Genomic DNA, 14350 nt, shown 5'->3' on the forward strand with positions numbered 1-14350 from the left:
ATTTGATTTTATAGAAAGGCAGAGGATAACCTCTGCCCACAATTCACTTTCAATAACTAACTTGTTACAGTAATGATTGAATTTGTTCGTTGTATTTTTGTAAAATATTTTCAATAGGTGTATTTGTGAGTAATATTTCTTCAACGATGTTGGTAAATAGTTGTTCAATCTTGTTAGCTTCAGCTAATGGTGGAAATGGTACAGCATATTGATTCTGTTCCAAGAATGTTCTGTGTAGTGGATGACTCTCGAACCATGGGTCTTTTTCGATTCCTACTTTTGTCGGGAAAACCTCGCCCGTGGTTCGGGTTATTTGCATAGCAACTTTTTCACCTAATAGATATTCAACAACTCTCCATGCTTCGTCAATGTTCTTGCATTGTGAGGAAATACCTAACACTTCTCCGCCTGCAAAGGAAGCATGATAACCGTAATTTTCTCTTGGTTTTGGAATAAAGGCTACGTCAAAAATAGTTTCAGGATAATCTCTTTGTGTATTATTGATATATGCAGGACCCGCAAAGAAGAAACCTAATTTTCCTTTTCCAAAAGCTTCTGCCAATTCAGATTCTTTTCCTAGTAGTGCGTAATCTTTTAAACTTCTGTAATAGTATGCAGCTTCGATGACTGGGTCAGAATTTAAGGTTGCTTTTTTCAAATCTGGAGATACAAAATGTCCAAAATTACCCCATACAGCTGGTAAGAACCATTCTTGATATGGACTATATAATTCCCCAACACAAAGTCCTACACCATAAATATCTGGACCAAGTGCATGGATCTTAGCAGAAGCATTTAAAAGCTCCATCCAGGTTTTTGGAGGATTGTCTGGATCTAAACCTGCTTTTTCAAGTAATTCTAAATTGTAGTACATACATCTTGGAGCAAGTAGCCATGGAAATCCCCAATATTTATCCTGATACTCAACGAAATTCCATGCAACGTAATCATCTTTTGCTTTTCCAACTAAATCGTCAACAGGTCTTAATACACCTTGAGATGCAAATGTTGCTAGCCAAGTGTTACCTAGTTCAATTACATCAGGCGCTGTTCCAGCAGCAATAGATGTTACTATTCTGTCAAATCCTGTAGCCCATGAAAGCTGTACAATCTCTAATTCAATATCAGGATTTGCTTTTTCAAAATCTGCCTTAACTTGTTGGGATAGGTTATCATCCATCATGAACTGCCAAACAGATATCTTGGTTTTTCCAAACGATAAAAGTGTTAATCCAACAAGCATAAACACTAATAATACCTTTTTACTCATACTTAAAACCTCCTCCTTTTGTGAGTTAGATGAAATGTGTAACTAAAACCAGTACACGTTTGTTACTATCTCACCTCCTCTTTTATTTATTTTTCAGAAGTGTTTAGATATCAAATATCGTCTTTAATGCATAATATACTGATACGGCTTTTGTTGAGTTTGTTAGAACATATTTTTCTGTTTTGTAGTTTTGAAGATCCCTCTCATCCCTCAAAATAATGTATATAACTTGATTTGCATATTCTTTTATCTCTTTTTGCATTTTTAATTGTTTTTCAAATAGAAAAGAGTCTACAACAAAAGACACTATGAGCTCTGTTTTTTCTAAAGAACCATTTATTTTTCCATTTTCAAAATTAAAGGTAGTTATCTGAGGATTTTCAAATAAATTCCTTATCAAATCTGTATATTCATAGTAGTCTTTGTTACTGGTATCTGATGGAGAAAGTGGGTCTCCTTGTGGAACAAGGAAGGTGATTTCTGAAAAATTCAATTTTTCGTTTATATTAGTCTTAATAGCTTTTTTTGAAATTTCTGTTAAAAATCTTGCTTCATAATTTGGTTCTACAAATTGGTTTTGAAGAGAAGTAATCCTGTTAAAACTATTTTCTAATAATTGTTTGTCAATTTCTCCATTTGAGTACAACGAGATTAACTCTTTGTAGAGAGGTTCAAAATTAGCATCACAATCCCCAACAAGCAATAAATCCCCAGTTGCGTTAAAGAATTTTGATACAATTTCTCGAGGAGAATAATTATCATGAATAGCCTTCATTTCAAGTGCATCAGTTATGATTAGTCCTTGATAGCCCATCTTTTCTCTGAGCAGATTTTTTAAGATTGTTTTTGATAGAGTTGCAATGATATTGTCATCATATTGTGGGTAAATAATATGCGCAGTCATTATAGCTTCTGCTCCAGCTTCTATAGCTTTCATAAACGGAAACAAGTCACTTTCATCCAAATTTGGTATTATTGGTATTTCATGATGTGAATCTTGCATCGCCTTTCCGTGCCCAGGAAAATGTTTACAAGTTCCTATTATGTGATTGTTTAATCCCTTTAAAAAATTGACTCCATATTCAGCGACTATTTTTGGATTATCCGAAAAAGATCTTAAACCTACTACTGGACTAGATTTATTAGCTCTCACATCTAATACAGGCGCAAATAACATGTTGAAACCAATCTTACGCAATTCGTTTCCTAAAAAGTCTCCAAAAATATATGCATAATGTGGTTCGTTTGATGCACCTAAAGCTTTATTACCTGGTGAAGGGAGTATCCCCGGAACAGTTTCAAGCTGTCCACCCTCATGATCTGACGAGATGAATAATCTAACGCCGTCATCAATGATTTCGTGCAGTCTTTCTATGCTTAATTGAAGATCGCTTAACGACCTCATGTTAGATGGATAAAGTATTATTCCAGCTGGTTTAATTTCTTTAATTAAATCTATATGATGTTTTTTTATTCCATGTTGAAATCCTAGTATAAAGAACTTTCCTAAGTCGTTTTTGTTCAACTTGTCTTCCTCCTCTAAACTGTCTGTAATTTTTTAAAAAATTTCTTCAAGTATCTTTCTTCCTCAAAAGTCTTTGTTATAAAGTTAATAGCGGCTCCTACTGCGTTTACGGATTCATCTTTACTCTCTTTAAGAAATTTGATTTTTCTTTTATCTTTCATAAATATTTTTTTTCTTGTTTCTTCTAGAAGATAACTGAGAGCGAGTTCAGGAAGAAATCTTATATTTCCATCGTAAATTATTGTATCTGGATCTAAAATACTTCCCAATAACCCAATCTTTTCTGATAAATTATCAAGAAAAGATTTAACTGCCTCAAAAACTTCTTCTTCATCAAAATTTTTTAAAAAGTTAAAATAATCCGTTTCATATTTTTTATCTTTTACTAAATTAAATTTGAATTCATATTCACCAGAACAGTTGTTAGATCCATGGTACAAATGATTATCGATAATTATTCCAATACCAACTCCCACAAGATCTTTAAGTTCATATGGTATAGAAGTGTATATGTATAAAATATTTCTAGCAGTATTTTTTAGTTTTGAGTTATAGTATGCAGCACCAATGTTTGAATCGTTGTCTATGAGAATAGGTAAGGATATTTTGTTTGATAGTTCCTTAACTAGTAAATAATTTTCTATTCCGAGGGCTTGTGAGAAAACAATCTTACCTTTAATAGGGTCGATAATACCTGGTAAAGATATTCCTATTGCGTATAGATTAAAATTTTTTTTATCTTCTACAATGTTAATAATTAGTTCTGTTAAATTTGATTTGTTAATTTTTTGATGAATAACAAATTTGTCAATAATATCTCCATTAAAATTTGTGATGACTCCTTCAATACCGTTTTGCTCAATTTCAAGGCCCAATACTTGAAAAATATCGTAATTAAAAGAGTATACATTAGTTTTACGTCCACCATGAGAGCCTGGTTTTAACGAACCCTCAGTTACTACTATGTTTGATTGCTTGAGTTTTCTAATATGTCTAGATACTGTAGATTTGTCTAGGGTCAAGTCTTCAGAAATTTGATTTATTGTGGCTTTTTTGTGAGACCATAAATATTTTGTAATTGAAAATAGATTTTCTTGCATTATCTCTAGCTCCTTTAATTATTTTATCCTTTAATTCAGAATACGATAAGTACATTTTTTTGAAAGTGTAGGTTCTAGGTGGAGGAAATTTAGTTTGTTGCTTGCAGCATGCAACCAACTAAATTATACAACTATTTTATTACTTTGTAAAATCCAATTAATACTCATTAACGATAAATATAACTGTTTAAATTAAAATAATCCTAATTAACTTCTATTTTTGTACAATTTGCTATTTTTTTCTCTTCATGATTTTTGTAAATTGTTTATGATATAATTAAGTATATAGCAATTGTATGTAATAATTTGAAGGGGGGTTTAAAAGTGTCAAGCGAGATAAAAATAGTAACTTTTACACTTGGCAAGGAAAAATTTGGATTAGATATAATGAACGTTGATGCAGTAATTGAATACGAAGATACAACAAAATTACCTAATACTTCCGATTATTTTGAAGGAATAATTAATTATCGTGATGAAGAAGTTTTGCCAATTATAAATTTGCGTAAAAAATTCAAGCTCCCAGATTTTGAAAATAAGTCCCATGCGAAAGTTATAGTAGTTAAGATTGGAGATAAAAAAGTAGGGATTATGGTAGATGATGTTAAAAATGTTAGAAGTATTAATTCTAGTTTGATTGAAGAAAAGCCTAATATAGGGGGATTAAGAGGGGCTAAATTTATAAGTGGAATTGCTAGATTAGACGAAGGGATGCTCATTATTTTAGATATCGATAAGCTTATAAGTGAAGAAGACAAGATTGAAATAAATGAAATGGTTAACAGCTAAAAATTGTTTTTGGAAAATTAACATATAAAAATATGGCTGATGAGTTAAGCAACAGCCATATTTTATTTAAAATTTATATTTTTGTATTTTGGAGAGAGATTGTTTGGTATTTCTTTCTTTAATAGATTAGCAGCCTCAGAAACGTCATCGATCACAGATGCTATATTTTGGTTAACAATCTCTTCATAAAGTTCACTTCTATATATTTTTATATCATTAGGAGCTTCAAATCCAAGTTTGAGAGTACCATTATTAGATTCCAAAATAGTAATCTTTATGTTGTCTGATCCAACTTTTATTATAATTGATTCTCCAATTTTCCTGGATAGTATTAACACATTTATCCTCCATTTCTTTGAACCGATAGTAACTGATTATTTCTTTCGATTTCATCCTTCAAGTAATGCCTTATTTTATATTCTGTGTTTTCAATCAAGAGCTGTATACCTTTATTGTTATTTAATGAAATTATGATAGGTGCCGCTAAATTAATTGTTATATCTTCTTTGTTCTGAGGTATCGTTAATATACTGATAACCACTGCATCTTCTGGTTTTTCTAGTTGCAGATACTCTGAAATATCTTCGGGTAAAATAATTTCGTAGTCGCTTCTTATCAGTTGAGGCAAAATAACAGGAAACGCAACTTGTTTGTCTTCTAAAGAAACCAGCCACATAATAGGGAATGATGATTCTGGTTGTAATAAAGCAAACTTCCTGAGATTTTCAAATCCAGGGATACCATATTCAAATTCAATTATCTTTTCTTTATCTATTTTAACACTTCCAAGTTTGGTGTCAAAATCTTTTATCATATTTTAATATTACCTCCTTAAATAAAATCCACTAAAGTAGGTGGAATTATACTACTTGCAGCTTTTAAAGCAGCTTGTAATATAGTTTGTTGCATAGATAATTGCATTATCACTTCAGCAAGATCTGCATCAGATTCTTTGGACAGGAATTCTGTAGTAAAACTATCAAAATCGCCCATTCTCTTTAATGTCATTTCGAACATTCTTTCTACAGAACCCACTTTTGCTAATGAATTTAAAGATTTTGTTTGTATTTCATCTATATTTCCCAATTCTTTTTGAATTGAATCATTGTCCCCAGAGCCTATGGCTTTGGATAATCTATTTATAATTCCAAAAACAGAGGCCCCACTATCAGTAACAAACACATCGTAAACAGTTACTCCATATTCAATTTCTTGATCTGCTAAAGATATTTTGTTTCTAACATTGGCAGAAGGTGGGACAGTTATCTCAAAATCATCTGTTACGACCTTTTTATTATTTTGGGCTCCACCAAAGATATAGTTTCCTCCTATTTCAGTGTTTGCTATGCTTACAAGATGGGTGTTAATCTTGTCTAGTTCTTCTGTAATAGCATTTCGATCCTCTACACTAAGAGTACCGTGAGCGCCGCTAACAGCGAGTTCTTTAATTCTATAAAAAATACTACTTATCTCTTGAATTGAGGTATCATACATATTTACATAATTTTTTGCTGTTTGAATATTTGAGGTATATCTTTCAATTTCTCTTAAACGGCTGTCTAAATTAGATACCTTAGAAACTACTGCTGCGTTGTCTGAAGGGTATCTATATTTTTTCTCTGAAGTCAATTGAGAATTCAGTTCCGTGTATCTTCTTAAAATGTCATTTATATCTTGAAGAGTCTGTTTTGATAAAAGATTTTCTGTTATTCTCATAATAATTCCTCCCTATTTTTAAACAACGCCCATACTACTTACTACAGTACTTAACATTTGATCAATAGCAGTAATAACCCTTGCACAAGCATTAAATGCTTGTTGATATTTTATCAGATTTGTAACCTCTTCATCAATAGAAACGCCCATAACCCTTTCTCTTTCTATTGTTATTTGCGAATTTAGTGATTCACTGTTAAGTTTCATTTTTTGGGCAGTTTCACCTTTAACTCCTATTTCTGTAATCATATTAGCTAAAAAGTCAGAAAAACCAAGTCTTCCATTGTCTAAAATAGGAGAATACCTTAATTGAGTAATTTGATCCCAAACAGTAACACTACCAGCACCTATGGGTTGGTAATTATTTCCGTCAAATATCCCAAGATCAATAGCTAGCAATGATGGATTACTCATTAGATTTTGAGAAACAGAAATTTGATTTATAAGACCGATTTCTTTGTCTATTCTCAAAAGATCTGCTTTTGAAAACATACTTTCTATTCTGTCTGGTGAAAGATCTGGAGATGTAATTGTTATTATATTGTTTGAACTATCTTCAATTAACCCAAGAGCATCAAATAAATTTGCGTTACCTTTTATTACAACATTTGCTAGATCAAAATCAACAAAGTTACCCGCTCTTAAAACAAACTTTCCATGTGGGGTAATTGAAGCTGTAACTCCCATATTGGTAGCATTTATCTTTTCTACAAGGTCATTTGCTGTATCTTTAAGTGGATCTATTTCAATCTTTATACCGTTAATGCTCATTTCAACTTTTTCATTGGTACCTAATAAATTGTTTAATGTTGGCTTTGAAACATCCAACGCATCAAGAGTGATTTTTTGAGCATTCATTTCTGAAAGAGAACCTTCTATGTTATTTAAGACAATCGTATCAATATCGTTGTTAGGAACTTTGTTAGTTGGAATAATATAAATAAAACCATCATATTCAACAGCCTTTAGATAGCCTCCAGTGCCAGAGTTGATGTTATTAATAAGATCTGTATTATCATTAAAATCAATTGTATAAGTATTATCATCTATTGTAAATTCTATAGAACCACTTACAACATCATCTGTAGAAATTTTATACGCACCAATTTCTTTAGTTGCAAAACCATATTCTTTTAAGAAGTTACCTCCAAAATCAATTATTAGTTGATCTTTAAGGTCATCTCCAGCCGTATCTAAATACAATGCCTTACTGGCTGAGTCATATTTTATATTAGGTGTGAATGGAGAAGGTGAGTTAGTATCTCCTGTAATAGAATACAACTTAAGATCAGTCAGATCAGTCACGACTATATTTGGGTTTGAATTGTAACTTTTAAGGCTAGTAACATATTGAATAGTATTGGGGTGAAAAACATCTTTTATTCCTGCAATTCTAAACAGTCTTGTATCTTCTAAGCCTTTTTTACTTGTTAAGTCAGAAAAAAAGTTGGCTCCTGTTATTGTACCTGTTGCATCCCAACCTTCTTTATATATAAGGTTTGTAGAATCTACTAAAAATAATCCAAATTCGTCTATTTGTCTGCGATAAGATGGTATAATTTCATCCCTTAACTCAAAAAGGGCTGCAATCGTTCCGTCACTAAATTCCAATAAGTTATTTCCTATATAGGTTTGATAAGTATCCTGGGTTCCGGGAAGTACTGCTAACTTTATTTCTTGATAATAACTTCCATTCAAGACCATTTGATTTCCAAGTGTAATAGATATTTGATTGTTAGCTAAAGAATTGACTTTTATGTCAGATAATTTGGATAACTCATCCAAAAGTCTATCTCTCTCATCTAATAGATCATTTGGAGAAGTACCTAATGCACCTGAAGTTAATAATTTTCTATTTAAGTCAGATATACGAACTAGATAACTATTAATTTGATTTGTTTTAAGTTTAATATCAGAATTAATATCGCTTTGTAACTCCCTTAAGCGATAATCAAAATCTTTCATTGTGTTGATAAGTTCATCGGCTCGTGAAACGATTTGAGCCTTAGCAGCCTCGTTTGAAGGATCGGTTTTTAATTCTTCAATAGCGGCCCAAAAAGAATCATACATATTCCTAATACCTGTCTCACCAGGTTCTCCCAGAAGTTGTTCAGTATAATGAATGTTAGAATATATATTATCCCAATAATTGAGTCTTGAAGTAGTTTCTCTATATTGAAGATCTAAAAACTCGTCTCTTATTCTTCTTATATCAGAAACGTTCGATCCTGTTCCATATGCGACGGTTCTTCCAGCACTTCCTAAACCAGTCATATATATAGGAGGATTAGTAACAATTATAGGCGTTTGTCTAGAATATCCAGGGGTATTGGCATTAGAAAGGTTATGAGCAACAACGCTCATAGCAGTTTTGTTTGTGTATAATCCTAATAAACCGGTATTCAACATTCCATTTAAAGTCATCGCACACATACTAACCACTCCACTCTTTTGAAGGAAGGTTTAATTCCAAATCTTTTCCAGATTTATCGTAAGTTTTTTGACGGGATATCGAATTACCACTTAAAATTCTATATATAAAATCATTCAAAGTGGATTGAAATGCAATAAGCTCATTTAAAAGGTTAACTTCATAAACAAGGTCTTTTAAATTACTAACTAATTGAGATAATGATAAAGCTACATTTTCATTTTTTTTAGCCAAAAAATCAATAACTGATTCTAGGTTGTTTTCTATTTTGTTGTCAACACAACATTCCTTTACTAGATCATATCTAAGCTGTTCTATTTCTTGAAATGCACGAGCTTTTTTTTCTATTTCTAATAACATGGAATTAATCGCTTCAACAGACATTTTGTTTGTAAGATCTTCACGGAGTGTTTGAAAACACAATCTCAATTCTATGATGCATTCATTTTCCCTTTCTAAAGTCTGTTCTAGTATAGTAAAATTAAAAATATAAATCACCGCCCTATTCAAACATTTTATTCACGATTCTATCAATATCAATTTGATAAGATGCGTTTTTTATAGATTCTCGTAATTTTTCAACAAGGTCTTCTCTCACTTCAGGTATCTTATTTGATAATTCTATATACTTCCTTGATTCTCCTGTTATTCCATAAACACTTTCTTTATTTTGAACACGCAAGTCCTTGTTTTCAGGTACTCTTTTGGTATTTGTCTCTTTTATGTTTTTTAATAAATTTTGATTTATAGGGTTGATGTTATTTATATCCATTTATAACCCCTCCTTTCAATTATTAGCTCTGATTCATTAGGGATGGTGAAAATACATTTAATGAAACATTAACGGAACAACAGCTTTTATGTTTTTTCATAGTACTTATCGTCTTATTTTATTATTTCATTAGAAATTTTGCAAGTTATTGTTTGGTGATCAATATTAAAGACTCATGTAATTTTTTGTTAAAAAAAGAATATAAAAGTTTACTTGACAATGATGAATTTTTTTCTTATAATCTTTTTAGACAAGCCTAAAATTATAAGGAGGTGTCTAAAATGGAAGGAAAAATACCTTTAATAGGTGAGAAGTTTCCTGAGATGGTGGTAGTAACTACAGATGGCAAGAAAGAGTTACCTAAGGATTACAAAGGTAAATGGTTGGTTTTGTTTAGTCATCCTGGAGATTTTACTCCAGTATGTACTACCGAATTTGTTGAATTTGCTAAAAAATATGATGACTTTAAGAAAATCAACGCAGAGTTATTGGGGCTTTCTATCGATCAAGTACATGCCCATATAAAATGGTTAGAATGGATTGAAGAAAATATAGGAGTTGAGATTAAATTTCCAGTAATAGCAGATTCTATGGGAAGAGTTGCCTCAAAGCTTGGTATGGTAGATCCTGAAAAAGGTTCCAGTACAGTTAGAGCTGTGTTTGTAGTAGATCCTGAGGGAACAATCAGATTAATTTTATATTATCCATCAGAAGTTGGAAGAAATATCAATGAAGTTATTAGGGCGGTAAAAGCCTTGCAAATTGCTGATAAATATCATGTTGCTGTTCCTGGAAATTGGCCAGAAAATTCTATATTAGGAGATAAAGTAATAATTCCTCCTGCTTCAACTTATAAAGATGCGATGGAAAGAAAAGCATCTGATCAAGAGGGTTTCGATTGGTGGTTTAAAGTTAAAGAAGTAAATAAATGATTTTCGTAATAATGAATAAAAGCTGCTTGATTAATCAAGCAGCTTTTATTTAAAATTACTTGAAGTTACTAAACTGGAATATTTAATAAATGAGTTGCTAAAGCAAAGTAAATAGTTAATGAAACTGCATCTGCTATAGTTGTAATTAGTGGACCAGCCATCACAGTCGGGTCAATGTGGAACAATTGTGCGATGATGGGTAACGCTCCACCTATCACATTAGCAACACAAACCGCAGACATTAAAGCTATAGAAACAGTAAATGCAATTTCTACAGGATAGCCTTCCAAAAAGTGTATTTTTAAAAAGTTAACCGTAGCTAATCCAATAACAATGATTACACTTATCTGTATTTCTTTCCAAATAACTTTGAATATATCTTTGTATTTAATTTCGCCTAACGTTAAACTTCTTATTATCATTGTAGAAGATTGAGAACCTGCATTACCCGCAGTATCCATTAAAATAGGAATAAAAGCAACTAATCCAACTACTTGTTGAAGAGTGGCTTCATATTTACTTATAATGTATGCACTTATAGTTCCAGAAATCATCAATATTAACAGCCACCAAAATCTTTTTCTAGCTAATGTAAAAGGACTAGTGGACATGTATGGTTTGTCACTGGGTGACATACCTCCAATGTGATGAATATCTTCTGTAGTTTCTTCTTCAATTGCATCTAAGATATCATCGACAGTAATTATCCCTACTAATCTTTTTTCACTATCTACGACTGGAACTGCTATTAAGTCGTACTTTCTAAAGATTTGGGCTACAGTTTCTTGATCGTCATGCGTGTTAACATAAATTATATCTTTACGCATAATATCCTCAACTTTTGCGTCAGGAGGTGCTAAGACAAGCTCTTTCAAGGAAACTATTCCTTCTAACTTTCTTTTTGAATCCGTTACATAACAGTTATAGACCATTTCAACATCTTGACCTTCTCTTCGTATCTTATCCAAGGCTTCTTGTACAGTGCGTTCTTTTTTGAGATCTATAAATTCTATTGTCATTAAGCTTCCAGCAGAGTTTGGAGGATACTTTAAAAATTGATTAATTAGCTTACGTTCTGCTTCTGTTGAGTTTTTTAAAATTCTACTAACAACATTGGCTGGCATCTCTTCTAAAAAGTCAATTTTATCATCAAAAAACAAATCATCGATTATCTCCATGAGTTTTTTATCGTCGATTGCAAGAGATATTTCTGCTTGTAATTCAGATGAAAGATAGGAAAAAACATCCGCAGCCTTTTCTTTTGGGAGGAGCCTAAAAGCAATAATTGCCTGGGTTGACTCTAGCTCCTCTAATAATTCTGCTATATCTTGTGGTGGCATGTCTTGAATTTTTCTTCTAAATTCTATATATTTTTTCTCTTCGAGAAGTTTTTCAAGTTCTTCTACAACCATTTTATTACCCCCAGTACAAGTTTTATCAAATAAAAGTCATAAACCTTAATTGGTCTGACTGCAAAAAAGTAGTGATTGCATCAGGTTATTAAATATCAAAAGGCATATGAATTAATACGTGATTTTCAGATTTAATTAATGGTAAACTTATAATTTATTAAAATACATTAATAACTAATAATCTTCACAAACAACGGCTTAACTAAGGAAGAAATATATAAAAAACTAAAAAGTATATAAGAAAAAAACTTAGAAGCCCTGAAAAAACAGAAGAAGGTACCCTTAAAAAACATGTGGTTATGATTTAGAAAGAGTGAAAAAAACATTCAAAAAAAATTCAACTAACACCATTAGTAAATCTACTTATAAATCATTAAAATAAAATCCATTTCTAAATCTGGTGTTTTTAGAATTTCGTATTTGATTATCTTGTCTTAATTCTATTTCACCTTTTGCTTAAACTTTATTTTTAAATGGTGGGCAGATGACTATCATTAGCCACATGAAAAACCATCTGGATTATACTACAAAAATTAAATATTTTCAACCAAAAAAGAGATTGTACAAAAAAAAGTAACTTTGAAAACTTAAAAGTAAATATCTTTTAACTTTTATCTAAGCTTCAATAATTTTATATTTTTTACTAGTTTTAGATATTAGATAATGGTATTTGATATAATATTTTAACTACAAGAAATAGTAATACCAAAAGATGAGTTTTTTAAAAAATGTTGTATGGAACTTATAATGGGTAACAGGGCGCAGCCCTCCTCCCCTTGGTACAAGTACCAAAAAGTTGTAATAGTTAATTTATGTTTTTGAATTTAAAAGGGTAATAGGGCGAAGCCCTCCTCCCCTTGGTACAAGTATCAGAAAAGATTGTAATAGTTAATTTATGTTTTTGAATTTAAAAGGGTAACAGGGCGCAGCCCTCCTCCCCTTGATACAAGTATCAAAAAGTTGTAATAGTTAATTTATGTTTTTGAATTTAAAAGGGTAACAGGGCGGAGCCCTTATCCCCTTGATACAAGTACCAAAAAGTTAAAGAATTAAGAGTTAGTGAAGATTAGAAATAGGAAGATATTTTGTAAAAAATCAAATCTAAAAAATACATATAATAAGGATTTCAGGATTTTTAAAGTGAATAATTTTTATTTGAAAGGAGGGAATGGCGCATTGATCTCCACCATATAGAAGAGGATGGAGTATCCTGTGCCTAAAATTGATGAAAAAGCAACGTTTGAATAATCTTATAAAATTGATGCAAGACAACAATATTTTCCAAGCGATAATAACATCAACGCCTTCTATATTTTATTTTACAGGAGAATGGATTGAACCAGGTGAACGACTATTAGCCTTGTATATAAACATTTCTGGAGAAGTCAAGTTAATCATAAATGAAATGTTTAAGGTAAAAAATGTAGATAAAAATATATTGTTAACTTACTCTGATTCTGATAATCCAATTGACCTTTTAGCAGATGTATTAATTGATGAAAAAACTATAGGAATTGATGAAAAATGGCAAGCAGGTTTTTTCTTAGAGCTTCTTAATTTATCTAAAAACTACTTATTTAAGAATGTATCTCCACTTATTGCCAGCTTGAGGATGGTAAAAGATGAAGAGGAAATAAAACATATGAAAGTTTCATCTGAGATTAACGATAAAACAATGGAAAAAGTGATAAAAGTTGTTCCAGAAATGCTTTCAGAACGATTATTGGCTAAAGCTGTAAAAAATATTTTTGAAAGGGAAGGAGCAGACAACATCTCTTTTGAGCCGATAGTGGCTTATGGATTAAATGCAGCAGATCCACACCATGTGCCTGATTCTACAAAGATTAAAGATGGAGATGCTGTAGTAATTGATATAGGATGCATAAAAAATCATTATTGTTCTGATATGACAAGGACAGTATTCTTTGGAAACCCTGTTGATACATTCAAAAGAATTTATGATATCGTTTTAGAGGCTAATTTAAAAGCTATAGATTGTATTAAGCCAGGAATAAAAGCATGTGAAATAGATAAAGTGGCTCGTGAAGTTATTACTAAACGAGGATACGGTGATTATTTTATACATAGAACAGGACATGGTGTAGGAATTGAAATTCATGAAATGCCATACATATCTTCAAATAGTGAGGTTATTTTAGAAGCGGGAATGATTTTTTCTATAGAACCTGGTATTTATCTTCCTAATGTTGGAGGGGTACGAATAGAAGATTTAGTTTTAGTAACAAAAAACGGATGTGAAATTTTGAATAATTATTCGAAAAGTTTAACTATAGTTTGATATACTTAATGGTCACAGTAAATGAGGCATTACACCATATTGATTAAATGAGTTTAAAAATATTGTATGTTATAATAGTTATAGAGAAACTACCATAACCGAAA

Annotated in this window: 13 protein-coding genes; 3 read left to right on the forward strand and 10 right to left on the reverse strand. The window is 31.2% G+C overall.

The features are described 5' to 3' along the window. Positions 1 to 64 precede the first annotated feature (64 nt). The 3 genes from DTL3_RS05420 to DTL3_RS05430 all read right to left on the reverse strand — a co-directional run bounded on the left by DTL3_RS05420 (position 65) and on the right by DTL3_RS05430 (position 3895). A complete protein-coding gene (locus DTL3_RS05420; RefSeq protein WP_045087859.1) occupies positions 65 to 1270 on the reverse strand; it encodes an extracellular solute-binding protein in 1206 nt (401 codons plus the stop codon). Between the two features lie 103 nt (positions 1271 to 1373). Continuing rightward, on the reverse strand, positions 1374 to 2795 hold the full coding sequence (locus DTL3_RS05425) for a glycoside hydrolase family 3 N-terminal domain-containing protein (RefSeq protein WP_052670397.1): 1422 nt from the start codon (positions 2793 to 2795) through the stop codon (positions 1374 to 1376). A gap of 14 nt (positions 2796 to 2809) precedes the next feature. Continuing rightward, positions 2810 to 3895, reverse strand: coding sequence for an ROK family transcriptional regulator (locus DTL3_RS05430; protein WP_045087861.1), 1086 nt, complete (start codon positions 3893 to 3895; stop codon positions 2810 to 2812). Between the two features lie 324 nt (positions 3896 to 4219). Here DTL3_RS05430 and DTL3_RS05435 point away from each other — a divergent pair, with 324 nt between their 5' ends. After that, positions 4220 to 4684, forward strand: coding sequence for a chemotaxis protein CheW (locus DTL3_RS05435; protein ID WP_084217196.1), 465 nt, complete (start codon positions 4220 to 4222; stop codon positions 4682 to 4684). A gap of 62 nt (positions 4685 to 4746) precedes the next feature. Here the strand turns inward: DTL3_RS05435 and csrA are convergent, their stop codons facing one another. The 6 genes from csrA to DTL3_RS05465 form a co-directional block, all read right to left on the reverse strand. Further along, the gene (gene csrA, locus DTL3_RS05440; RefSeq protein WP_045087862.1) at positions 4747 to 5022 is read right to left on the reverse strand and encodes a carbon storage regulator CsrA; all 276 of its coding nucleotides are present in this window, start codon (positions 5020 to 5022) and stop codon (positions 4747 to 4749) included. A 2-nt stretch (positions 5023 to 5024) separates the two neighbouring features. Continuing rightward, on the reverse strand, positions 5025 to 5498 hold the full coding sequence (fliW, locus tag DTL3_RS05445; protein ID WP_045087863.1) for a flagellar assembly protein FliW: 474 nt from the start codon (positions 5496 to 5498) through the stop codon (positions 5025 to 5027). Between the two features lie 17 nt (positions 5499 to 5515). Beyond that, positions 5516 to 6400: a flagellar hook-associated protein FlgL gene (gene flgL / locus DTL3_RS05450; RefSeq protein ID WP_045087864.1), complete on the reverse strand. Its 885-nt coding sequence runs from the start codon at positions 6398 to 6400 to the stop codon at positions 5516 to 5518. 18 nt (positions 6401 to 6418) lie between these two features. Beyond that, positions 6419 to 8833 carry a flagellar hook-associated protein FlgK gene (gene flgK, locus DTL3_RS05455; RefSeq protein WP_045087865.1) on the reverse strand — a complete coding sequence of 805 codons (2415 nt, stop codon included), beginning with the start codon at positions 8831 to 8833 and terminating at the stop codon, positions 6419 to 6421. Between the two features lies 1 nt (position 8834). Then, positions 8835 to 9260: a hypothetical protein gene (locus DTL3_RS05460; RefSeq protein WP_231853938.1), complete on the reverse strand. Its 426-nt coding sequence runs from the start codon at positions 9258 to 9260 to the stop codon at positions 8835 to 8837. A 73-nt stretch (positions 9261 to 9333) separates the two neighbouring features. Beyond that, positions 9334 to 9603: a flagellar biosynthesis anti-sigma factor FlgM gene (locus DTL3_RS05465; RefSeq protein ID WP_045087867.1), complete on the reverse strand. Its 270-nt coding sequence runs from the start codon at positions 9601 to 9603 to the stop codon at positions 9334 to 9336. 281 nt (positions 9604 to 9884) lie between these two features. Between DTL3_RS05465 and DTL3_RS05470 the strand changes: the two genes are divergently transcribed. After that, a complete protein-coding gene (locus tag DTL3_RS05470; protein ID WP_045087868.1) occupies positions 9885 to 10535 on the forward strand; it encodes a peroxiredoxin in 651 nt (216 codons plus the stop codon). A gap of 68 nt (positions 10536 to 10603) precedes the next feature. Here DTL3_RS05470 and mgtE read toward each other — a convergent pair whose 3' ends face one another. Next, positions 10604 to 11947, reverse strand: a complete 1344-nt coding sequence (gene mgtE / locus DTL3_RS05475; RefSeq protein WP_045087869.1) for a magnesium transporter — start codon at positions 11945 to 11947, stop codon at positions 10604 to 10606. Positions 11948 to 13172: 1225 nt separating this feature from the next. On the opposite strand from mgtE, the gene DTL3_RS05480 reads away from it, so the two are divergent. After that, on the forward strand, positions 13173 to 14246 hold the full coding sequence (locus tag DTL3_RS05480) for a M24 family metallopeptidase (RefSeq protein WP_045087870.1): 1074 nt from the start codon (positions 13173 to 13175) through the stop codon (positions 14244 to 14246). The last annotated feature ends 104 nt before the right edge of the window (positions 14247 to 14350 follow it).

Source organism: Defluviitoga tunisiensis, from assembly GCF_000953715.1.
GTDB classification, from domain to species: Bacteria; Thermotogota; Thermotogae; order Petrotogales; family Petrotogaceae; genus Defluviitoga; species Defluviitoga tunisiensis.